Genomic DNA, 21,904 nt, shown 5'->3' on the forward strand with positions numbered 1-21,904 from the left:
GAGGAGCTTGAATCGTGGAATAACGCAGCATGGTTGTAGTCGGAAATGCTTGCGGTACTCCACGAGACCGACGTATTTCCCGCGGCAACCGTCGTCCGAAACCGGACTGCTCCGAGCCGACTACCCGTCACCCTGTGTGAGGAGACCCCCGGCTCCCCCGGCTCCCCCGGCTCCCCCGGCTCCCCCGGCTTCACCAGCTCCGACCGTCACGTGCGGGCGGACGATGCCGCTCAGGTCGCAGTGCACCGCGTCGGAGAGGCCCTTCTCAGCTGACCGGGAAGATTCCCGTGTCCAGGTCGAGCCCGAACGGGTCGGGCAGGGCCAGCTTGTCGCCGTACTCGACGGTGGCCAGCTGGCGGTACGTGCCGTCCTGCGGCTCCCCGTAGAGCGTGGCGGTGGGGCGGCCGGAGTGCCAGGGGTCCAGCAGGAGGAAGAGCGCGACGCCCGCCTTCGCGTAGCCGTGCGTCTTGCCGATGCGGTCGTGGTTGGCGTTGTATTGCGAGGTGATCTCCACGACCAGCAGCGCCTCCTCGGCGGGGACGTTGTTGCCCGGTCCGCTCGCCACGGCTCTCGGGACGACCGCGAGGTCGGGGATGTAGAGCCCCGCCCGGCCCAGGACCGAGACCCTCAGGGTCTGATAGATGCCCCAGTCCTCAGGAATCACGGAATAGAGCCTGCGCTGGAGCAGCTCGGCAGTGGTGTTGTGGTCCTTGGACGGTGGCGGCGACACAGTGACGATCCCCTCGATGATCTCCACCTTGCAGCCCTCGGGCGCGTCCGTCTCCTCCCAGATCCGGACGAGGTCGTCCCACTCCTGGCCCTGTCCCGGGCCCGGCGCGGGATCGACGGTGAGTGCGCTCATGGCGGTCTCCTCTTATCGGTGCGTCGCCGAGTCCAGCATGCCGAACGGGACCGGCGGCAGTCCACCGGTCCCGTTCACCCGTACGAGGAAGCCGCAGGTCAGGCGATACGTTCCCGCACCACCGGGGTCGCCGCGAACGCCGTGCCCGCGGGCTCGATGTCGTACGCGTCCGGGAGCGCCTTGAGGGCGTAGTCGAACTTCTCCGGGGTGTCCGTGTGCAGCGTCAGCAGCGGCTGGCCGGCGGTGATCTCGTCGCCGGGCTTGGCGTGGAGCTCGATGCCCGCGCCGGCCTGGACCGGGTCCTCCTTGCGGGCGCGGCCCGCGCCGAGGCGCCAGGCGGCGACACCGATGTCGTAGGCGTCCAGGCGGGTCAGGATGCCGGAGGACGACGCCTTGATGACGTGCTGCTCGCAGGCGACCGGGAGCGCGGCGTCGGGGTCGCCGCCCTGGGCGGAGATCATGCGGCGCCAGACGTCCATCGCGGAGCCGTCCTGGAGGGCCCTCTCCGGGTCGGCGTCCTTGAGGCCCGCCGCGTCCAGCATCTCGCGGGCGAGGGCCAGGGTGAGGTCGACGACGTCCTTCGGACCGCCGCCGGCCAGGACCTCGACGGACTCGCGGACCTCCAGGGCGTTGCCGGCGGTGAGGCCGAGCGGGGTGGACATGTCGGTGAGCAGGGCGACCGTGCGGACGCCGCTGTCGGTGCCGAGGGCGACCATGGTGGAGGCCAGTTCGCGGGCGTCGTCCAGGGTCTTCATGAAGGCGCCGGAGCCGACCTTGACGTCGAGGACCAGGGCGCCGGTGCCCTCGGCGATCTTCTTGGACATGATCGAGCTGGCGATGAGCGGGATCGCCTCGACCGTGCCGGTGACGTCGCGCAGCGCGTACAGCTTCTTGTCGGCGGGGGCGAGGCCGTCGCCCGCCGCGCAGATGACCGCGCCGGTGGTGTCGAGGACGTCCAGCATCTCGGCGTTGGAGAGGTGGGCGCGCCAGCCGGGGATGGACTCCAGCTTGTCGAGGGTGCCGCCGGTGTGGCCGAGGCCCCGGCCGCTGAGCTGGGGGACGGCCGCGCCGCAGGCGGCGACGAGGGGGGCGAGCGGCAGGGTGATCTTGTCGCCGACGCCGCCGGTGGAGTGCTTGTCCGTGGTCGGGCGGGAGAGGCTGTCGAAGTTCATCCGCTCGCCGGAGGCGATCATCGCGGCGGTCCAGCGGGCGATCTCCGTACGGTTCATGCCGTTCAGCAGGATCGCCATGGCCAGCGCGGACATCTGCTCGTCGGCGACCTCGCCGCGGGTGTACGCGTCGATGACCCAGTCGATCTGCTCGGGGGTCAGCTCGCCTCGGTCCCGCTTGGTGCGGATGACGGAGATGGCGTCCATGGTCTGGCGTCCTTCCGGCCGGTACGTACGGTGCGCGTGGGCCCTGTTGACTCTACGCGCATAGAGAGGAAAAAGAGGCGCCGGGCGGGCCCGCGCAAGGGGCCCGCCCGGCGGGAGACGTCAGCCGAGGTGCGCCGGGCCGAACGCCTGGGGCAGCATCTCGTCCAGGGTGCGGAAGCCGTCCGGGGTCTCCAGGATCAGCTCCGGGCCGCCGAACTCGTACAGCAGCTGCCGGCACCGGCCGCACGGGACCAGGCTCTCGCCGGCCCCGTCCACGCAGGTGAAGTGGGTCAGCCGGCCGCCGCCCGTGGCGTGCAGCTCGGAGACCAGGCCGCACTCGGCGCACAGCCCGATCCCGTACGAGGCGTTCTCGACGTTGCAGCCGGTGATCGTACGGCCGTCGTCCACCCGGGCCGCGACGCCGACCGGGTAGCCGGAGTAGGGGGCGTACGCCCGGGACATGGCGTCCCGGGCCGCGGCCCGCAGGGCCTCCCAGTCGGCCTCGGTGAAGGGCGGGGGCGTCACTTGCCCTGGCCCTTGCGGTAGCGCATGCCGTCCGCCTTCGGCATCCGCAGCCGCTGCGCGGAGAGCGAGAGGACGAGCAGCGTGACGATGTACGGCGTGGCGCTGACGAACTCCGTGGGCACGCTGTCCGTACCGAGGTACCAGACCAGGACGGCGGCCGCGATGACCGCGCTGACGACGCCCTGCACGTAGCTCTTGCGGTAGAGCTTCCACACGGCGAGGCCGACGAGCACCACGAACAGCAGCAGGAGCAGCGCGTGCACGGACTCGCCGCCGTTGCGCAGCTGGAGCGCGTCGGCGAAGCCGAACAGGCCCGCGCCCATGGCGAGTCCGCCGGGGCGCCAGTTGCCGAAGATCATCGCGGCGAGACCGATGTAACCGCGTCCGCCGGTCTGGCCCTCGTTGTAGATGTGCGAGGTGACCAGGGAGAGGAACGCGCCGCCGAGTCCGGCGAGCCCGCCGGAGACGATCACCGCGGCGTACTTGTACGTGTAGACGTTGACGCCCAGCGATTCGGCGGCGACCGGGTTCTCGCCGCAGGAGCGCAGCCGCAGGCCGAACGCGGTCTTCCACAGGACGAAGAAGGTCCCGATGAACAGGACGACGGCCAGGATCGTCAGCAGCGACAGGTTGGTGACGAGTCCGCCGAGGATGCCCGCCAGGTCGGAGACGAAGAACCAGTGGTGCTTCTCGACGGAGTGCAGCCAGTCCGAGAGGCCGGGGATCGTCACCGAGGTGATCTTGTCGGCCGGCGGGGACTGCTTCGGGGAGCCGCCCGCGGCAGCCGCGTCGCCCGTGTTGAACCACAGCTTGGCGAAGTAGGTGGTGAAGCCGAGCGCCAGGATGTTGATCGCGATGCCGGAGATGATGTGGTCGACGCCGAAGGTGATGGTCGCGACCGCGTGGAGGAGACCTCCGAGCATGCCGCCGACGACGCCGGCGAGGACACCCAGCCAGGAACTGGTCTGCCAGCCGGCCCAGGCACCGAAGAAGGTGCCGAGGATCATCATGCCTTCGAGGCCGATGTTGACCACGCCGGCGCGTTCGGACCACAGGCCGCCGAGACCGGCGAGGCCGATCGGCACGGCCATGGCGAGCGCGGCGCTGATCTGGCCCGCCGAGGTGACGTCCTGGGCGCCGGTGATGGCGCGCACGGCGGACAGCGCGAGCAGGGCGCCCGCGACGATCAGCAGGACGACGGGGAAGGAGAGGCGGGAACGCCCGCTCTTGCCGCCGGAGACCTTGGGGGCCGCCGGGGGCGGGGTGGAAGTCGCCGTGGCGGTCACGCCGACACCTCCTGCTGGTCGGAGTTACGGGCGGCCTGTGCGGCGAGTTCCGCGCCGACCTTGCTCTGCTGGCGCTTGAGTCCGTAGCGGCGGACGACTTCGTACGCGATGACGACGCACAGGACGATGACGCCCTGGATCACGCCGACGATCTCCTTGTCGTACCCCTCGAACTCCAGCTTTCCGGTGCCGCGCTCCAGGAAGCCCCAGAGCAGCGCGCCGAGCGCGATGCCGATGGGGTGGTTGCGGCCGAGGAGGGCGATGGCGATGCCGGTGAAGCCGATGCCGACGGGGAAGTCGCCGCTGAACTCGTGGCTGTCGTTGAGCAGCGTCGGCATGCCGACGAGGCCGGCGACGGCGCCCGAGATGAGCATCGAGGTGATGACCATGCGGCGGACGTTGACGCCGCTCGCCTCGGCGGCGGAGCCGGACTGGCCGACGGTGCGCAGGTCGAAGCCGAAGCGGGTACGGGAGAGCGTGAACCAGTACGCGACGCCGGCGGCGACGGCGACGACGATGAAGCCCCAGACGGGGGTCGGCGTCGTCGGGAACTCGAAGAAGTGCGAGGACTCCGGGAGCGGCTTGGTGGAGATCTTGGTGCCGGCCTCGTCGAGGTGGCCGAGGCGGTTCTGCTGGAGCAGGTAGCCGATGACCGCGGTCGCGATGGAGTTCAGCATGATCGTCGAGACGACCTCGCTGACGCCCCGGGTGACCTTGAGCAGACCGGCGATGCCGGCCCACATGGCGCCGACGATCATCGCGGTGAGGATGATCAGCGGGATCTGGAGCGCGCCGGGCAGGGTCAGGGCGCCGCCGAGCGCGGCGGCGAAGAAGGCGGCGAGGCGGTACTGACCGTCGACGCCGATGTTGAAGAGGTTCATCCGGAAGCCGACGGCCACCGCGAGACCCGCGAGGTAGTACGTCGTGGCCTTGTTGAGGATGTAGACCTGGCTGTCCGACTTCAGACCGTAGTCGAACATGATGCCGAAGGCGTTGAACGGCTCCTTGCCGGTGGCGGCGAGCACGAGTGCCGTCACCAGGAAGGCGACCACGATCGCGAGTACGGGGGCCGCGATCCCCAGGAGCAGCCGCTCCTTGTCGATCTTCTTCATCGGTCCTCTCCCCCTTCGCGGGGGTCGGTGTCGTCGTCCGTGGCGGGCGCGGCGGGCGCCTCGCCCTCCTCCGGCGCTTCCAGGTGGCCGCTGGCCGCGCCGGTCATCGCCGAGCCCAGCTCCTCGGGGGTGATGTCGGCCGGGTCGGCGTCCGCGACCAGGCGGCCGCGGTACATGACGCGCAGGGTGTCGGAGAGCCCGATCAGCTCGTCCAGGTCGGCGGAGATCAGCAGGACCGCCAGGCCCTCGCTCCGCGCCTCGCGGATCTGGTCCCAGATCTGGGCCTGGGCGCCGACGTCCACGCCCCGGGTGGGGTGCGCGGCGATCAGCAGCTTGGGCGCGTGGCTCATCTCGCGGCCGACGATCAGCTTCTGCTGGTTGCCGCCGGAGAGGGAGGCCGCGGTGACGTCGATCCCGGGGGTGCGGACGTCGTACTCGCGCACGATGCGCTCGGTGTCGGTGCGGGCGGCCTTGATGTCGAGGAAGGCGCCCCGGCTGTTGGGCCGCTCGGTGACGTGGCCGAGGATGCGGTTCTCCCAGAGCGGGGCCTCCAGGAGGAGGCCGTGCCGGTGGCGGTCCTCGGGGATGACGGCCATGCCGCCCTCGCGGCGCTTGCGGGTCGGCGTACGGGAGATGTCCGCGCCGTCCAGCGTGAGGGTGCCCTCGTCCGGGGTGCGCATGCCCATGATCGCGTCGACCAGTTCGGACTGGCCGTTGCCCTCCACGCCGGCGATGCCGAGGACCTCGCCCTTGTGGATGGTGAAGGTGATGCCGTCGAGCACGGCGCGCACGGCGCCGTCCGGGTCGGTCGCGGTGAGCCGCAGGCCGTCCACGGTGAGCATGGGCGTGTCGGTGACCGTGGACTCGCGGGTCTCCGGGGACGGCAGCTCGCTGCCGACCATCAGCTCGGCGAGCTGCTTGGTCGTGGTGTTCCGGGGGTCGGCGGTGCCCACGGTGGTGCCGCGCCGGATGACCGTGATCTCGTCGGCGACCGACAGGACCTCGCCCAGCTTGTGCGAGATGAAGATGACGGTCAGGCCCTCGGCCTTGAGCTCGCGCAGGTTGTCGAAGAGCGCGTCGACCTCCTGGGGCACGAGGACGGCGGTCGGCTCGTCGAGGATCAGGGTGCGGGCGCCCCGGTAGAGGACCTTGAGGATCTCCACGCGCTGGCGGTCGGCGACCCCGAGGTCCTCGACCATGGCGTCCGGGCGGACGCCGAGGCCGTACGCGTCGGAGATCTCCCTGATCTTGGCGCGGGCCCGGTCGCCGATGCCGTACAGCTTCTCGGAGCCGAGGACGACGTTCTCCAGGACGGTGAGGTAGTCGGCGAGCATGAAGTGCTGGTGCACCATGCCGATGCCGCGGGCGATGGCGTCGCCCGGGTTGGAGAACACGGCCTGTTCGCCGTCCACCGCGATGGTGCCCTCGTCCGGCTTCTGCATGCCGTAAAGGATCTTCATCAGAGTGGACTTGCCGGCGCCGTTCTCACCGACGAGGGCGTGGACGGTGCCGCGGCGCACGGTGATGTCGATGTCGTGGTTGGCCACGACCCCGGGGAACCGCTTGGTGATACCGCGGAGCTCCACGGCGTTGGGACTGCTGGACGCGTTGATGGCGCACTCTCCTTGGCAGGAGCGGAGGGCGGGGGCGGTGAGGACGGGAAGGCGGTGGACGGCGGACGGGGCGGTGTACGGCTCGTGGGGCGTGGGAGGGCGTACGGGGCGCGCCGGAAAACGTATCGCGCCCGACCGGCCCCGGTCCTCACGCTACGCGCGTAGCGTCGCCGAATCGTCGGCCACCCGACCACAGGTGGCCCGCGTCCCGCCGGGGAGTACGTGAATCGGGGCCCAGGCGGGCGGCTTCGGCCGTCCGCCTGGGCCCCGATCGACGGTGGATCAGGTCGTGGTCTTGACCTTGATGGTGCCGTCGACGATCTTCTTCTTGGCCTCGTCGAGCTGGGTCTGGATGTCCTTGAGGTGGTCACCCGTGGGGGTCAGGCTGACGCCGCCCTTGGCCAGCGAGTACGTCTGGGTGCCCGTGATCGGCTTGCCGTCCTTGACCGACTTGACCAGGTCGAAGACGCCCGAGTCGACGTTCTTGACGACCGAGGTCAGGATGGTGTCGGCGTACTTCGCCAGGGCCGGGTCCTTGGCCTGGTCGGAGTCGACGCCGATGGACCAGGCGCCCTTCTTGCCGGCGACGGCCTCGATCGAGCCGGCGCCCGAGCCGCCCGCGGCGGCGAAGATGACGTCGATGCCCTTGTCGAGCATGCCCTTGGCGGCGGCCTTGCCCTTGTCGGGGCTGCCGAAGCCGGAGAGGTCCGAGCCGGTGGACAGGTACTGGATCTGCACCGTGGCCTTCGGCTTGGTGTCCAGGACGCCCTGGCGGAAGCCGGCCGCGAACTTCTTGATCAGCGGGAGGTCCACGCCGCCGATGAAGCCGACCTTGTCGTCCTTGGACTTCAGCGCCGCCGCCACACCGGCGAGGTACGAGCCCTGCTCCTCGGTGAAGACGATGTTGTCGACGTTCTTCACGTCGGAGACCGAGTCGACCAGGCCGAAGGTGATCTTCGGGTACTTGGGCGCGATCTTGTCGACCGCCTCCTTGTACGCGAAGCCGATCGCGATGACCGGGTTGTAGCCGCCCTCGGCGAGGGACTGGAGGCGCTGGTCGCGGTCGGCCGAGCTCTCACCGGTCTTGGCGGTGAGCTCCTTGGTCTCGGCGCCGAACTCGGCCTTGGCCTTGTCCAGGCCGCGCGCGGCGGAGTCGTTGAACGAGTTGTCGCCACGGCCGCCGACGTCGTAGGCCATGCCGATCTTCATCTTGCCGTCGTCCGTGGAGCCGCTGCTCTCGTCGGACGACTCGCCGCACGCGGTGGCGGTGAGTGCGAGAGCCGCGGTGACGGCGATCGCGGCGCTGATCTTGGATACCCGGCGCAAGGGAAGGCTCCTTCAAACCTGACCGAAGCGCCTCTTCCGGCGCTGGTTTCGCGGCGATCGTAACGCGCGTAGATGTCAGATAAAGCCCTGTACGGAAGCCGTTATCGGATCGTCGCGAACCTGCGGTGACCTGTCCGGTCACAGATGGTTGACGTGGAGCAACGCGGAGGCGGTGAAGAGCTCGACGCCGACCGTGATCGCTTCCTCGTCGGCGTCGAAGTTGCCGCGGTGGAGGTCGAGTCCGCGGGTGTCGCCGGGGGTACGCACGCCGAGGCGCGCCATGGCCCCCGGAACGTGCTCCAGGTACCAGGAGAAGTCCTCGCCGCCGAGGCTCTGCTCGGTGTCCTCGATGGCGTACGGCCCCCGGCGCGCGGACATCGCGCCGGCCAGGAGGTCGGTCGCGGCGGCCTCGTTGACGACGGGCGGGACGCCCCGGATGTAGTTGATCACCGTCTTGGCGCGGTGCATCCCGGCGACCTCGTCGATCGCGGCGTGCACCAGGTCCGGAGCCTCGCGCCACGCCTTGAGGTCCAGGCAGCGGACCGTGCCGGAGAGCTCCGCGTGCTGCGGGATGACGTTGCAGGCGTGGCCGGTCTCCAGCCGCCCCCAGGTCAGGGCGAGCCCGGCCCGCGCGTCGACCCGGCGGGCCAGCAGGGCGGGCACCTCGGTGGCGACCTTGGCGGCGGCGGTGACCAGGTCCGTGGTCAGGTGGGGACGGGCGGTGTGGCCGCCGGGTCCGTCCAGGGACAGTTCGAGGCGGTCGCAGGCGGAGGTGATCGCGCCGGCCCGGAGCCCGATCCGGCCGGCGTCCACCTTCGGGTCGCAGTGGACGCCGATGATCCGGCCGACGCCGTCGAGGACCCCGGACTCGATGGCGTCGGGCGCCCCGCCGGGCAGCACCTCCTCGGCCGGCTGGAAGATCAGCCGCACCGGGTTGGGCAGCAGCCCCTGCCGGTCCAGCTCGGCGAGCACGAGGCCGGCCCCGAGCACGGTGGTGGTGTGGACGTCGTGCCCGCAGGCGTGCGCGCGGTCGGGCACGGTGGAGCGGTACGGCACGCCGCTCTTGGTGTCCGGGATGGGCAGCGCGTCGATGTCGGCCCGGAGCGCGAGCATCGGCCGGGTGTCCTCCCCGCGCGTCCCGACGTCGCACATGAGCCCGGTCCCGGAGGCGAGCACCTTCGGCGCGAGCCCGGCCCGTTCCAGCCGGGCCTTGATCGCCGCGGTGGTGCGGAACTCCTGGTTGCCCAGCTCGGGGTGCATGTGGAGGTCCCTGCGGAAGGCGATCAGCTCGGCGCGGAGGGCGTCGGGCAGGGTGCCGGGCAGGCTCTCGCCCTGGGAGGGACCGGCTTCGGACTCGGGGCAGATCAACTGGCTCACCTTTTGAAGGGTAAGCCTGTTCCCTCCTCAACTGACCATGAAACAAGAAAACTTCAGCCACACAGGCGAATGTTTGGCCGCGTCTCGGCGTGTGGGACGCGCGTGGGATGGGTAGACTCCCGCGCTCGCCAGCGCCTCGGCCGCGGGGTGCCCGCCACCGGGTTCGCCGTGTCGCGGCCGGCGGGAACCTCCCCGACGGCCGCGCGGGGCGCGGACCCGGGAGCCGAGCGTGGCGGGGCAGCACGGAGTAGACTTAGTCCAGCGGTTAGTCCACCCCAGTCCAGTGGTTAGTCCACCCCCACCCACCCCCGTGAGGCAGCCGTGGAAGCAGCTCGTCAGTACAACGTCCACGAGGCGAAGACCCACTTCTCGCGCATCCTCGAGCAGGTGGCCACCGGCGAGGAGGTGGTCATCTCCAAGGCTGGGGAGCCGGTTGCGAAGGTGGTACCGCTGCGGGCCCGGGTGGCCCGGACCGGGCGGGGCTCGCTGCGCGGACAGATCCGCATCGGCGACGACTTCGACGAACTGCCGGACGACGTGGCCGACGCCTTCGGGATGCGCTGATGAGACTGCTGCTCGACACCCACGTCGTTCTGTGGTGGCTCGGTGACTCCCCGGAGCTCGCCGAGGAGGTCAAGCACCTGCTGGACACGGAACCGTCGGTCTTCGTCAGCGCGGTCACTCCGTGGGAGATCTCGATCAAGCAGTCCCTCGGGAAGCTCGGCGGGCCGACGGACCTCGCGGAACGGGTGCGGGACAGCCAGTTCACCTCGCTCCCGATCACCGCGGGACACGGCGTACGGGCGGGCAGACTGCCCGAGCACCACCGCGATCCCTTCGACCGGATACTGATCGCGCAGGCCCAGACGGAGGGGATGACCATCCTGACCAGAGACAAGTGGATTCCCTCCTACGACGTGCGGGTCATGCCCGTCTGACCCGGCGCGCCCGTCCCCTCACGCCTCCCCCGCCACGGCCGTGACGTGCCAGGAAGCCAGGCGGTGGACGTCGCGGGCGGTCTCCGTGACGCCGCTCAGGAAGCCCTGGGCGCGCGGGGACGCCGTTTCGTGGAGCCATTCGGGGGCGATGTCGCAGACCGCGACCTTCACCTCGGTGCCGGCCAGCGCGAGGGGCAGGGTGTGCACCACGGTGGACGGGAAGCTCAGCACCGTACGGCCGATGGGGCCGCGGCGGGCGATGAGCTCCAGGGGGAGGTCGGGCCGGACGATCTCCAGACCGGTGGCCGCCTCCAGGGCGTGCAGCTTCTCGGTGGACTCGCGGCGGTGCGCGAAGTAGCGGGTGGCTCCGTGCGTACGGGCGAGGGCGGCGACCGCCTCCAGATAGCGGGCCCGGTCCACCACGCCCGTCTCGACCAGCGAGGTGCCGACCAGGTCCGCGCCCTTGGTGAGCGACGGCGGACCGAAGCGGGACCGGGTCCAGGAGAAGGTGTTCGGGATCAGGGTGACGCCCGGCGGCGGGATGACGGGCATGGCGGTGAACAGCTCGACCTCGCGCGCCGCCGACGGCGTGAACCTGCGCCGCGCGGTGGACGTCACCGGGGCGAGGGCCAGCTCGCGCGGGCTGAGGCCGCCGCGCCGGTGCCAGCGCACCAGGCGCTCGCCCCGGGTGAGCTGGGCGACGAACTCCATGGTGGCGGTGCCGTCGTCCACCACGGTGAGGCGGCGGGGGCGGACCAGCGAGAGCAGCAGCTGCACGTAGCGCGAGAACGGGTCGCCGATGACGATGTGGTCGGCGTTGCGGACGAGCCGGGTAAGGGCGCGCAGCGACTTCAGGGGGGTGCCCGAGTCGCCGCGCGCCTCCTGCCAGCGCACGGTGATGCCCTCGTCGCGGGCCAGCTCCGCCATCCGGCGCAGCTGACCGCGCGACATCGGGTCGACCGGGGGGAGGACGACGACGGTGACGTCCGTGAGGACGCGCCCGCCGCCCCCCTCGGTGACGGCCCACTCCAGGACGTTCAGGAGCTGGACCGGGCTCTCGACGAAGGCGAGGTTCACCGGCCGGCCCGTCAGACCGCGACCGGCTCGGCGGCCGGGGCCGCCGCGTCGCTCTCCGCCACGACGCCCGGGACCCGGCGGAGCTTCCTCATCGGGCCGAGCTCGGACTCGTACACCTTTTTGACGCCGTCGCCGAGGGACGCCTCGATGGTGCGGATGTCGCGGACGAGGCGGGTCAGGCCCTGGGGTTCGACGGAGGCGGCCTGGTCGGAGCCCCACATGGCGCGGTCCAGGGTGATGTGGCGCTCCACGAACGCGGCGCCGAGGGCGACGGCGGCGAGGGTGGTCTGGAGGCCCGTCTCGTGGCCGCTGTAGCCGATCGGGACGTTGGGGTACTCCTGCTGGAGGGTGTGGATGACCCGCAGGTTCAGCTCTTCGGCCTTGGCCGGGTACGTGGAGGTGGCGTGGCAGAGCAGGATGTTGTCGGAGCCCAGCACCTCGACGGCGTGCCGGATCTGGCGCGGGGTCGACATGCCGGTGGAGAGGATCACCGTGCGGCCGGTGGCGCGCAGGGTGCGCAGCAGTTCGTCGTCGGTGAGCGAGGCGGAGGCCACCTTGTGGGCGGGGACGTCGAACTTCTCCAGGAAGGCGACGGCCTCGGTGTCCCACGGCGAGGCGAACCAGTCGATGCCGCGCTCGGCGCAGTGCTCGGAGATGGCCCGGTACTCGTCCTCGCCGAACTCGACGCGGTGGCGGTAGTCGATGTACGTCATGCGGCCCCAGGGGGTGTCGCGCTCGATGTCCCACTGGTCGCGCGGGGTGCAGATCTCCGGGGTGCGCTTCTGGAACTTGACGGCGTCGCAGCCGGCCTCGGCGGCCACGTCGATCAGCGCGAGGGCGTTGCCGAGGTCGCCGTTGTGGTTGATGCCGATCTCGCCGGTGATGTAGACGGGGTTGCCGGGTCCGGCGGTGCGGTTGCCGAGGGTGCGCAGGCGGGAGGTGCTCATGAGGGTGTTCCTTACTCGGTGGGGACTGAGGTGGGGGCTGCGGTGAGGGTGGGGCCCAGGAGCCAGGCCGCGATCTCGCGGATGGCGCCGGAGCCGCCCGGGGTGGTCGTCACGGCGCGCGCCGCCGCGCGCACCGAGTCGTGGGCGCTCGCGACGGCCACGGGCCAGCCGGCGAGCGCGAAGCAGGGGAGGTCGTTGACGTCGTTGCCGACGTACATGACGCGTTCGGGTGCGAGGGACTGCTCGTCGCACCACTGCTTGAGCGCGAGGTCCTTGCGGTCGACGCCGTGCAGGACGGGCACGCGCAGTTTGCGGGCGCGGGCGGCGACGACGGGGTTCTGCTCGGTGGACAGGATCAGCAGCGGCACGCCCGCCTTGCGGAGGGCGGCGATGCCGAGTCCGTCGCCCCGGTGCACGGCGACGGTCTCGCGGCCGTCGGAGTCCACGAGGACCCGGTCGTCGGTCTGGGTGCCGTCGAAGTCGAGGACCACAGCGTCGATGTCGTCCAGGGTCGGCAGCGGGGCCGGGTCCAGGAGCGGGGCGAGCGCGCGGGCGCGGGCCAGGTCGTGCGGGTCGTCGATCTCCAGCACGCGGGCCGGGTCGGTGCGGACCAGCGCGGTGTGGCCGAAGAAGCGGTGCCGGTGGGTGCGGAAGCCGGCGGCGTCCATGGCGTAGGCGGCGCCCGTCTCCAGCAGGTCCTCGGGCCGGTCCTGGCGGCGCGGGCGGACCCGCTTGTCGTGGTTGACGCCGTAGTTGTGGTCCTCGACCGCGGTGCCGTCGCGCCACAGGAAGCCGTGGAACGGGGCGACGGTGACGGCGGTGTCGGCGCCCTCGCGAGCGACGGCGGCGGCGACCCCGTCGACGTCCTCGCGGGTGACGAAGGGGCTGGTGCACTGGACGAGCAGGACGACGTCGGCGGTGCGTCCCCGCAGCGCCTCGTAGGCGTCGAGGGCGTGCAGCACGGCGGCCTCGCTGGTCGCGGTGTCGCCCGCGATCTCCTCGGGGCGCTGGACGCAGTGCAGCCGGCCGCTCTCGCCGAGGGCTTCGGCCGCCGCGCGGGCGGCCTCGGCGACGGCGGGCGCGTCGGTCGTCACCACGACGTCGGTGACCTCGCCGGAGGCCAGGCAGGCGCGGACGGCGCGGGCGACGAGCGGGACACCGCCGACCCGGGCGAGGTTCTTGGCGGGTACGCCCTTGGAGCCGCCGCGCGCGGGGATGACGGCGAGCACGGTGGGTTGGGTCATCGGTGCTCCACTAGGTGACTTGGCGGTGGTGTTCACAGCTCCCCCATCCGCCGGACGACCGGGGCGACGCGCTGGACGCCGTGCCGGTACGCGCCCCGGGCCGCGTCCCGGACCGCCTCGCGCACCGCCGTCCTGACCCGGCCGGCCTCGCGGGGCGCGGCGGCGCCGGGCAGCGGGTGGCCGTCGGGGGCCAGGTGGTGGCGGGCGAGGATGCCGGGGAGGTAGCCGGGGGCGGTGGCGGGCGTGTAGTAGGGCGCCGGGTCGGGCAGCCGGCCCCGGGCCAGCAGTGCGGTGACCCGGGTCCGGGCGGTGTCGTACGCGGTGGCATAGCTGCCGTCGGCGGCGACGCCCTGGCCGGCCAGCCATTCCGGGTCGGGTTCCGGGTGCCCGCCGCCGTCGAGGTGGTCGAAGGAGGTGAGCAGTCCGGAGCCGGTGAAGTGGTGGTTGCCGAGGGCTTCGCGCACCCCGAGGTCGGTCAGGACCGCGGTGGGGATGCGGCGGTGCAGGGCCTCCAGGGCGGCCGTGGACGAGACGGTGACGAGGAGGTCGGTGCGGTCCAGGACCTCGCCCATGTGCCCGTACACGAGGCGGAAGTTGGGCGGGAGGCCGCCGGGCAGCCGTTCGGCGAGCCGCTGGTACGGGTGCTCCTCGATGTGCGTGGTGTGCTCGCCGGGCTTGGAGCGCAGCTTCAGCAGGACCTCGCGGCCGGGGTGCAGCCGGGCGTGCTCGACCAGCCTGCGCAGCAGGTACGTCCGGTCGGCGCGGCTCTCCGGTACGGAGGGCTGGGCGGCGAACACCAGGGTGTCGCGGCCCGGTTCGGGGCGGTACGGGTCGCCGCCGAGGAACGGGAGGGCGGCCTCGGTGACGGCCGAGGCGTCGGCGCCCACTCCCTCGTACACCGTACGGAAACGCTGTGCGTCGTGACGGGAGTTGGCGAGGACGACGTCGGCGCCGTGGCGCAGCAGGAGTCCGTCGGTCAGCTTCTCGTAGACGACGCCGACGTAGCCGGTGACGAGGACCGGCCGCGTGGGCAGCCGGAGCGCGGCGATGCCGTGCAGCATGGCCTGCACCGCGCCCCCGACCAGGGCGAGGACGACGACGTCGTACCCCTCGTCCCGCACGGCGTGCAGGAATTCGACGGCGGTGACCTCGCGCACCCGGCCGGCCGGAATCCCCACGTCGCCGACCTCGGCGAGCTGGCGGGGGGTCGGGGTCGCCCGGCCGCGCAGCAGCAGCCCGCTGATCTCCACCCGCTGGGCGGGCGCCCCGGACACGGGGGCGGTGAGGCGGTGCGCGGTGAGCGCACCCCATTTCCACCGGGTGTCGGAGTCGGCGATCACGGCTGCCCTGAGGGCGGTCGTCTTTTCGGTACGTCGTGGCACGTCTCCGAATTTAGGAAGCCATTCGGATTCGCGGCCCAACGTGACGGCAACAGCGGGTTAACAGCCCGCCGACACCCGGAGAATCAGCTGATGGAAAGGGCGCTCCCGGGCGGGGAATCGGGCCGGTTCATTGTCCCGACATTCTTCGTTCACCTGGTGTACCCGTCGGGTCCAGGGTAAATGCCGGACCGGCGCCTAGCGTGGTCCGCGTGGTCAAGCTCTCCGTCATCGTGCCGTTCTACAACGTTCGGGCCTATGCCCCCGACACCCTGAGAAGTCTGCGGGCCAATGCCCGCGACGGTGTCGAATTCATCCTCGTCGACGACTGTTCGACCGACGGGACGCTGGACATCCTCCGGCGCGCCGAGCGCGAGCTCCCGGGCGCCGTCCTGGTCCCGCACGAGCGGAACGGGGGCCTGGCCACCGCGCGCAACACGGGGATCGACGCGGCGCGCGGCGCATACCTCACGTTCCTGGACGGCGACGACTGGGCGGCGCCCGGGCACTACGAGCGGCTGCTCGCCGCGATCACGGCCCTGGGCTGCGATTTCGTCCGTACGGACCATGTGCAGTTCACCGACCGGGTGCGCACGCTCCACCGCGTCCCGTTCGGGCCGCGGAACACCGTGGTCAGCCCGCGCGAGGTGATCCTGCCGGCCGACCGGTCGACGCCGGTGGACTACGCGTACGCCTGGGCCGGGGCCTACCACCGCAGGCTCGCGGATTCGGGGCTGCTGCGGTTCCGGGACGGGCTGCGCACGGCGGAGGACCGGCCGTGGATCTGGCGGCTGCACCGGGAGGCGGAGTCGTTCGCGGCGGTCGGGCTGCCCGGGATCTTCTACCGGCGCGGGGTCGCCTCCTCGCTGACCCAGATCGGCGATGTGCGCCAGCTGGACTTCATCCGCGCGTTCGACCAGGTGCTGGAGGAAACGGCCCTGGACCCGGAGGCGGACCGGCTGATGCCGAAGGCCGTGCGTACGTACTGCGCGGTCATGGCGCACCATTTGGAATCCATCGAAAGGTTCGAACCAGCAGTGGCCAGGAAATTGCGCTCGATGAGTGCGGCTTCGCTGCGGCGCATGCCCCAGGACATTCTCGCGGAAACGCTGAATTCGCTGGGTGAACGCCGTGCGGACCGGCTGCGCCGGGTGCGCCGCCGCTCCGTTGCGCGGGAGGTCGCGGCCTGATGCCCGGCACCACGGACACAGCGCCGGCCGGCCGGTCCACCACCCAGATCTTCTCGGCGTGCACGCAGTACGCCGCCGCCACGCTCGTCGCGGCCCTGCGCTCCGGCATGTTCGGACCGCGCTCCGGGCACCGGCGCGTCCTGGTCGTGAGCGACACCTCGCCCGCGCCGGAGCTGGGCACCCCGCTGCACCGGCGCCCCGGATTCGAGGCGCTGGCCGCGGAGTTCGACGCGGTGCGGTCCTGGAACGACTTCATCAGCCCGTTCCACCCGGGCGGCTGGTCGCCCCGGGAGCAGGACGCCCCGCTGTGGGAACGGGCGGTGCGCGCCGCCTGGGACCTGGGCGACGGACCGGTCGAGCTGGCCTGCGAGTCCATCCAGGCCAACCCCGCGCAGGCCCTGGCGACGGTCTTCGGGGACAGCCCGCTGCACGTGTACGCGGACGGGCTGATGAGCTACGGACCGACCCGCAGCCGACTCGACCAGCTGGTCGGCACCCGCATCCGCCGGCTCCTCCACCTGGACCTGGTGCCGGGTCTGAAGCCGCTGCTGCTCACGGAGTTCGGGGTGGAGCCGGAGGTCGTCCCGACGGACGCGTTCCTCAAGGTGCTGGGCGAGCTGGCCGATCCGCTCGCGCTCCCCGTGGTCCCCGGCGAAGGGCCGCGCCCCGCCCTCCTGCTCGGCCAGTACCTCTCCACGCTCGGCATCCTGACGCCCGGCCAGGAGGAGGAGCAGCACGTGCGGATGGTGCGCGGCGCGGTCGCCCTCGGCCACACCCGTATCGTCTTCAAACCGCATCCCAGCGCGCCCGCCCACTGGACGCGCGCCCTGGAGGAGGAGGCGGTACGGCTCGGCGCCACGCTCACCGTGGCGGACAGCCCGGTCCTGGCGGAGACGCTGTTCGAGTCGATGCGCCCCGCCCTCGTCGTCGGCTGCTTCTCCACCGCCCTGCTCACCGCCGCCTCGTTCTACGGGCTGCCGGTCGCCCGCCTGGGCACGGGCCCGCTGCTGCAACAGCTCAGCCCGTACCAGAACAGCAACCGCATCCCCCTGACCATCGTGGACGCGCTCCTCCCCGACCTGGACGACCCGCGAGCGGTGACCGGCTGGTCGATGCCCTCGCCCGAGGCGGTCGCGCGCGGGGCCGCCGGGCTGGTCGGCGCGGTCGGCTACGCGATGCAGCCGCAGCTCCAGGCCCCCCTGCGCCCGGCCGCCGAGCGCTATCTCAGCGGCCACCGGGACAGCGTGCGGCGGTACTTCAAGCGGCGGCGGCTGACCGCGCTCGGGCTGCCCGGGGCGATTCCGGCGCAGCTCACGTTCATCCCGCGCAACGCGACGGTCCGCCGCATCGCGCGCCGGGCCCGGACGCTGAAGAGGGCGGCGGCCGGCTGAGCCATGAGGAAACTCCCGATCATCCGGTCGCCGCGCGGCCGGGCCGCCGCGCTGGCCGCCGTGCTCGCCGCCCTGACCGTCTGCGCCGGGGACGCGGTGGCCCGCAGCTATCCGTTCGGCCCGCACACCCGCAGCGTCAACGACCTGGGCAACCAGTTCGTCCCGTTCCACGCCCGCCTCCGGGACCTGTTGCACGGCCACGCCGACGGCGGGCTGCTGCTGAACTGGCAGTCCGGCTTCGGCACCGGCTTCCTGCCGGACTTCGGTACGTATCTGAGCAGCCCGTTCGCCCTGCTCGTCGGGGTCTTCCCCCGGGACCGCATCGACCTGGCCGTGTACGCGGTGACGCTGGTCAAGACCGGGGCGGCGGCGGCCGCGATGACCTGGCTGCTGACGGCGTTGCGGCGGGGCCGGGGCCGGGAGTGGGCCGCGGTCGTGCTCGGAGCCTCGTACGCGCTGTGCGGGTGGTCGGTGATCGAGGCCGTGTACAACCCGATGTGGCTGGACGGACTGATCGCGTTCCCGCTGCTGTGCCTCGCCGCCGAGTGGGCCCGCACGGGCCGGCGGCCGGTCCTGGGCGCGCTGCTGGTGACGCTGGCCTGGGTGTCGAACTTCTACACCGCGTACATGGCGACGCTCGGTGCGGCGCTGGTGCTGGTGGTGCGGCTGGTCCTGGAGGACGGGACGCGCCGGGAGCGGGTACGGGGGCTGGGGCGGGCGGTGCGGACGGTCCTGCTCGGCGTCGGTCTCGCCGCGCCGGTCCTGCTGCCGGTGTTCCTCGGGACGCGGCACGCCTATCCGGGCTGGACGCGCGCGTTCGCCCCGGCCGCCTGGTCCGACGCCGCGGCCCGGCTGCTGCCGGCGACGTACAGCTTCTTCACGCCCGCGGTGTTCCTGGGCACCGGCGCCCTGCTCCTGGCGGGCGCCCTGGCCTTCCACCGGGCCGTCCCGCGCACCGAACGCCTGGTGTGGGCGGGGCTCGTGGCAGGGGTCGCGCTGTCGTTGCAGTGGGGGCCGACGCATCTGCTGTGGCACGCCTTCGCGACGCCCAACGGCAGCCCGTACCGCCAGACGTTCGTGCTGTCCGGGCTCCTGGTGATCGCCGCCTGGCTGTCGGTCGCCTCCGGCTGGCCGGACCGGCGGGCGCTGCTGGGCGGCGCCGGGGTGCTCGTGCTGATCGCCGCCGGGGCCGCGTCCAGCGCCCTGGTCACCACGTGGACGTACCCGCTGTTCGCGGCGGGGCTGGCGGCCGTGGCGGGCGCCCTGGTCCTGGCCCGGCGCGGCCGGTACGCCGTGCTGGCGGCGCTCCTCCTGGTCGGGGCGCAGGCCGGGCAGGCCGCCGCGACGACCACGTACGCCGACCGGCAGCGGCTGGGCAGGCTGGACGACTACGCGCCCTGGGGCGAGCGCCAGCGCCTCCAGGCCGCGGCGGTCGCCGAGGCGGACGGCTGGCCGCGCTACCGGACCGACCCCGGTCTGGAGCAGAGCACGGCGAACGATCCGCTGCTGGTCGGCGGGCAGGGCGGGGCGTACTACAGCAGCCACACCCCGGACGTGCTGACCCGCACCTTCCTCGCCCTGGGCGCCGGCTGGACGTCCAACGGCCGGGCCCTGCACGACCTGGACAGCCCGGTGACGGACGCGGTGTTCTCCGTGGGCGCCCGGGTGCACATGCCCCGCGACCCGCACCAGGGCTGGAACCGCCCGGACGCCCGCCCGGTCACGGTGACGCGAGCGGAGGTGCCGCCGCTGGTGACGGTCCGGCCCGACAACGGGCCCGCGCGCTACGGGCGTTCGCCCTTCCGCAACCAGGAGAAGCTGCTCGGCGCCTCCGTCTACACGGTGCCGGCGACCGCCCTGCGCGCGGCGGACGGGAGCGGTGCGCCGGACGCGGGGGCGTACGACTACGCGGTGCGGCCCGGCACGTACACCCTCCGGGCGGCCTGCCCGGCCGGCAGCGAGGTGTATCTGTGGGCGCCCGACCTGTTCGGCCGCGCCCGGCTGGGGGCGGCCGAGGAGGCCGACTTCCGGGGCGAGCTGCCCGGGCGGCGGGCCGGACTGCGGAAGCTGGGCGAGGGGGGCGGGGCGCTCGCCGTGTCGTTGCGGGTGGCCCGGCCGGGGACCGTCCCGCACGGGGCCGTGGGCTGCCTGGACCGGGACCGGCTGGCCGGCGCGGTGGCCGGGCTGAAGCGCACGGGGGCGACGCGGGTGACGGTGACAGGGAGCGGTGTTCGCGCCGAACTCCCCGCCGGTACGCGGGGTGTGGCGGTGCTCGCGGCGCCCCGGATCGCCGGGTGGAGCTGCGGGGGCCGGCCGGCCGGCTCGTACCTCGGGCTGGTCGCGGCCCCGGTGAGCGGCGAGCGCCCGGTGCTCGACTGCTCGTACCGGCCGCCGGGGCTGAAGGCGGGGAGCATCGCGGGGGCCGGGGCGCTGCTGGGGCTGGTGGCGGTGGGGGTGATCGGGCGGCGGCGCCGGAAGGCGCCGTAAACCCCCGCACCCGCGACGACACCGAGACTTCATCTCCGCGTGGTGGGGCGGCCCGGCGCTCGCGCGTACGTTCCCAGCCATGGTCTCCCTTCTGAACAACCGCCTGGCCCGGCGCGCCCTGCGCCCCGCCGCCGCCCTGGTCGACCGCCGCGTCCAGCAGCGCGTGGAGCGCGCCGCCGAGCCGTTGCGCGGCGAACTCGCGGCCCTGCGCCGGGAGTACGAGGCGGAGCGGCACGGCCGTCAGGCCCTGGAACTGCTGCTCGACGGGACCGGGCGCGGCGCGCACCGGATGCCCCCGGTGCACGAGGTCGACCGGCTGGTCCGCGAGGTGGGCGCACTGGCCGGGAACGGGGCGGCGGCGCGGCGGAGCGTGGTCTCCGCCTACCGCACGGTGGTCGCGCTGGAGGCGCTGGGCGTGGGCCGGCTCGCGGGCTCGACGTCCAATGTGTGCGGCAAGCTGGCGACCGTGCCGCTGCTGGCCCCGCCGAACGGGCGCATCCTGGAGATCGGCACGCTGTACGGGCTGTTCGCCGCCGCGCTGACCCGGATGACGCACCGGGCGGGGGTGGAGCCGGAGCTGACGATCGTCGACCCGCTGGCCGGTTCGCAGCTCCAGCCGGGCACCTCGCAGCCCGCCGACCCGACGGGCACCCCGGTGCGCGCGGACGTGGTGCGGGCCAACCTGGCGCTGACCGGGGGCGGCACGACGCACCACCCCCGGATCGTCCGGGGCTTCTCCAGCGCCCCCGAGGTGCGGGCGGAGGCGGGCGACCGGGAGTACGGGGTGGTCGTGGTGGACGGCGACCACTCCATGGCGGGGGTGGCCGCCGACCTGGAATGGGTCGAGGAGATCGTGGCCCCCGGCGGGGTCGTGGTGCTGGACGACTACGGCGACGCGGCGTGGCCGGGCGTCCAGGAGGCCCTGGACAAGCATCTGGCGGGCGGTGGATCGCGGCTGCGGCTGCTGGGCCGCGTGTCGACGTCGGCGTACCTGCGGGCGGCGTGAGGGCGTACGGCCGCGCCGTCAGACGCTGCTGAGCGACAGCTTCGCGGCGAACCCCAGGAACAGCACCCCGGCCGCCGAGGTGGCCCCGGCCGAGAGCCGCCGGCGGCGGCGGAACGCGGCGGACAGCCGGGTGCCGCCGAAGATCAGCGCCGACAGGTACAGGAAGCTGGCGATCTGGAGCAGGGTGCCCAGGACGAGGAACGACAGGGCCGGGTAGGCGTATCCGGGGTCCACGAACTGCACGAAGAACGAGATCAGGAAGAGAATCGCCTTCGGATTGAACAGGCTGACCACGAGCGCCCGCCGGTACGGCCGCTCCAGGGTGCCGGGGGCCTGTGCCTCGTCCGGCGTCTCCCCGGTGATCTCGGCGACCCGCCGGTGCCGTTCGCGCCACATCGACCGGGCGGCCCGCAGCATCCCGATCGCCATCCAGGTCAGATAGCCCGCGCCCGCGTACTTGACGATCGCGAACAGCACGGGCGTCGTCTGCAGCAGCGACGAGGCGCCCAGCGCGGACAGCGTCATCAGCACGGTGTCCCCGGTCCACACCCCGGCCGCCGCCACGTACCCGGTCCGCACCCCGCGCCGCGCGGCGACGGACAGCACGTACAGCGAATTCGGCCCCGGCAGCAGAACGATCAGCACGAGGCCGGCGAGATAGGTCGGAAGGTCGGTGACACCCAGCATGGAACGGAGTCTCGCACGCGTCCACGACAGCGCGGAAGCGGGAATTCCGGGGCTGCGGGCACGGAGGGATGCGTTCTGCGT

19 protein-coding genes are annotated in these 21,904 nt (G+C 72.6%); 6 read left to right on the forward strand and 13 right to left on the reverse strand.

Annotated elements, in window-relative coordinates:
* Window positions 1-265 precede the first annotated feature (265 nt).
* The 8 genes from ACFUJY_RS06590 to ACFUJY_RS06625 form a co-directional block, all read right to left on the reverse strand.
* A complete protein-coding gene (locus ACFUJY_RS06590) occupies window positions 266-862 on the reverse strand; it encodes a Uma2 family endonuclease (RefSeq protein ID WP_383295476.1) in 597 nt (198 codons plus the stop codon).
* A gap of 98 nt (window positions 863-960) precedes the next feature.
* Window positions 961-2,238 (reverse strand): thymidine phosphorylase, encoded by a 1,278-nt coding sequence (locus ACFUJY_RS06595; protein WP_383295479.1) that lies wholly within the window; start codon window positions 2,236-2,238, stop codon window positions 961-963.
* A 120-nt stretch (window positions 2,239-2,358) separates the two neighbouring features.
* The gene (locus ACFUJY_RS06600) at window positions 2,359-2,763 is read right to left on the reverse strand and encodes a cytidine deaminase (RefSeq protein ID WP_383295482.1); all 405 of its coding nucleotides are present in this window, start codon (window positions 2,761-2,763) and stop codon (window positions 2,359-2,361) included.
* Window positions 2,760-4,049, reverse strand: a complete 1,290-nt coding sequence (locus tag ACFUJY_RS06605) for an ABC transporter permease (protein WP_383295484.1) — start codon at window positions 4,047-4,049, stop codon at window positions 2,760-2,762. The genes ACFUJY_RS06600 and ACFUJY_RS06605 overlap by 4 nt, the downstream gene beginning before the upstream one ends.
* Entirely contained in the window at window positions 4,046-5,161 is a 1,116-nt protein-coding gene (locus ACFUJY_RS06610) for an ABC transporter permease (protein WP_383295486.1), read from the reverse strand. Before ACFUJY_RS06610 ends, ACFUJY_RS06605 begins: the two co-directional genes overlap by 4 nt.
* The gene (locus tag ACFUJY_RS06615; protein WP_383295488.1) at window positions 5,158-6,747 is read right to left on the reverse strand and encodes an ABC transporter ATP-binding protein; all 1,590 of its coding nucleotides are present in this window, start codon (window positions 6,745-6,747) and stop codon (window positions 5,158-5,160) included. The genes ACFUJY_RS06610 and ACFUJY_RS06615 overlap by 4 nt, the downstream gene beginning before the upstream one ends.
* 309 nt (window positions 6,748-7,056) lie before the next feature.
* Window positions 7,057-8,100 carry a BMP family protein gene (locus tag ACFUJY_RS06620; protein WP_383295490.1) on the reverse strand — a complete coding sequence of 348 codons (1,044 nt, stop codon included), beginning with the start codon at window positions 8,098-8,100 and terminating at the stop codon, window positions 7,057-7,059.
* A 138-nt stretch (window positions 8,101-8,238) separates the two neighbouring features.
* The gene (locus ACFUJY_RS06625) at window positions 8,239-9,468 is read right to left on the reverse strand and encodes an amidohydrolase (RefSeq protein ID WP_383296454.1); all 1,230 of its coding nucleotides are present in this window, start codon (window positions 9,466-9,468) and stop codon (window positions 8,239-8,241) included.
* A gap of 330 nt (window positions 9,469-9,798) precedes the next feature.
* On the opposite strand from ACFUJY_RS06625, the gene ACFUJY_RS06630 reads away from it, so the two are divergent.
* A complete protein-coding gene (locus tag ACFUJY_RS06630) occupies window positions 9,799-10,041 on the forward strand; it encodes a type II toxin-antitoxin system Phd/YefM family antitoxin (RefSeq protein ID WP_383295493.1) in 243 nt (80 codons plus the stop codon).
* A complete protein-coding gene (locus ACFUJY_RS06635) occupies window positions 10,041-10,415 on the forward strand; it encodes a type II toxin-antitoxin system VapC family toxin (protein ID WP_383295496.1) in 375 nt (124 codons plus the stop codon). Before ACFUJY_RS06630 ends, ACFUJY_RS06635 begins: the two co-directional genes overlap by 1 nt.
* A gap of 18 nt (window positions 10,416-10,433) precedes the next feature.
* Here ACFUJY_RS06635 and ACFUJY_RS06640 read toward each other — a convergent pair whose 3' ends face one another.
* Genes ACFUJY_RS06640 through ACFUJY_RS06655 form a run of 4 tightly spaced genes read right to left on the reverse strand, consistent with a single transcriptional unit; the run spans window position 10,434 to window position 15,065 of the window.
* On the reverse strand, window positions 10,434-11,492 hold the full coding sequence (locus tag ACFUJY_RS06640; RefSeq protein WP_383295499.1) for a hypothetical protein: 1,059 nt from the start codon (window positions 11,490-11,492) through the stop codon (window positions 10,434-10,436).
* 11 nt (window positions 11,493-11,503) lie between these two features.
* Window positions 11,504-12,439, reverse strand: coding sequence for an N-acetylneuraminate synthase family protein (locus tag ACFUJY_RS06645; protein WP_383295501.1), 936 nt, complete (start codon window positions 12,437-12,439; stop codon window positions 11,504-11,506).
* An 11-nt stretch (window positions 12,440-12,450) separates the two neighbouring features.
* Window positions 12,451-13,683, reverse strand: coding sequence for a cytidylyltransferase domain-containing protein (locus tag ACFUJY_RS06650; protein WP_383295504.1), 1,233 nt, complete (start codon window positions 13,681-13,683; stop codon window positions 12,451-12,453).
* A gap of 32 nt (window positions 13,684-13,715) precedes the next feature.
* A complete protein-coding gene (locus ACFUJY_RS06655) occupies window positions 13,716-15,065 on the reverse strand; it encodes a DUF6716 putative glycosyltransferase (protein WP_383295506.1) in 1,350 nt (449 codons plus the stop codon).
* A 209-nt stretch (window positions 15,066-15,274) separates the two neighbouring features.
* Here ACFUJY_RS06655 and ACFUJY_RS06660 point away from each other — a divergent pair, with 209 nt between their 5' ends.
* From ACFUJY_RS06660 to ACFUJY_RS06675, 4 genes are all read left to right on the forward strand, one after another.
* Window positions 15,275-16,252: a glycosyltransferase family 2 protein gene (locus tag ACFUJY_RS06660; protein WP_383295509.1), complete on the forward strand. Its 978-nt coding sequence runs from the start codon at window positions 15,275-15,277 to the stop codon at window positions 16,250-16,252.
* Complete coding sequence (locus ACFUJY_RS06665) at window positions 16,252-17,643, forward strand: polysialyltransferase family glycosyltransferase (RefSeq protein ID WP_383295513.1); 1,392 nt, start codon at window positions 16,252-16,254, stop codon at window positions 17,641-17,643. The genes ACFUJY_RS06660 and ACFUJY_RS06665 overlap by 1 nt, the downstream gene beginning before the upstream one ends.
* 3 nt (window positions 17,644-17,646) lie before the next feature.
* Window positions 17,647-20,130: a YfhO family protein gene (locus ACFUJY_RS06670; protein WP_383295515.1), complete on the forward strand. Its 2,484-nt coding sequence runs from the start codon at window positions 17,647-17,649 to the stop codon at window positions 20,128-20,130.
* A gap of 79 nt (window positions 20,131-20,209) precedes the next feature.
* Complete coding sequence (locus ACFUJY_RS06675; protein WP_383295517.1) at window positions 20,210-21,136, forward strand: class I SAM-dependent methyltransferase; 927 nt, start codon at window positions 20,210-20,212, stop codon at window positions 21,134-21,136.
* Window positions 21,137-21,154: 18 nt separating this feature from the next.
* Here the strand turns inward: ACFUJY_RS06675 and leuE are convergent, their stop codons facing one another.
* Complete coding sequence (gene leuE, locus ACFUJY_RS06680) at window positions 21,155-21,823, reverse strand: leucine efflux protein LeuE (RefSeq protein ID WP_383295519.1); 669 nt, start codon at window positions 21,821-21,823, stop codon at window positions 21,155-21,157.
* Window positions 21,824-21,904: the final 81 nt, after the last annotated feature.

The organism is Streptomyces sp. NPDC057249 (assembly GCF_042669245.1).
In the GTDB taxonomy this organism is placed as follows: Bacteria; Actinomycetota; Actinomycetes; order Streptomycetales; family Streptomycetaceae; genus Streptomyces.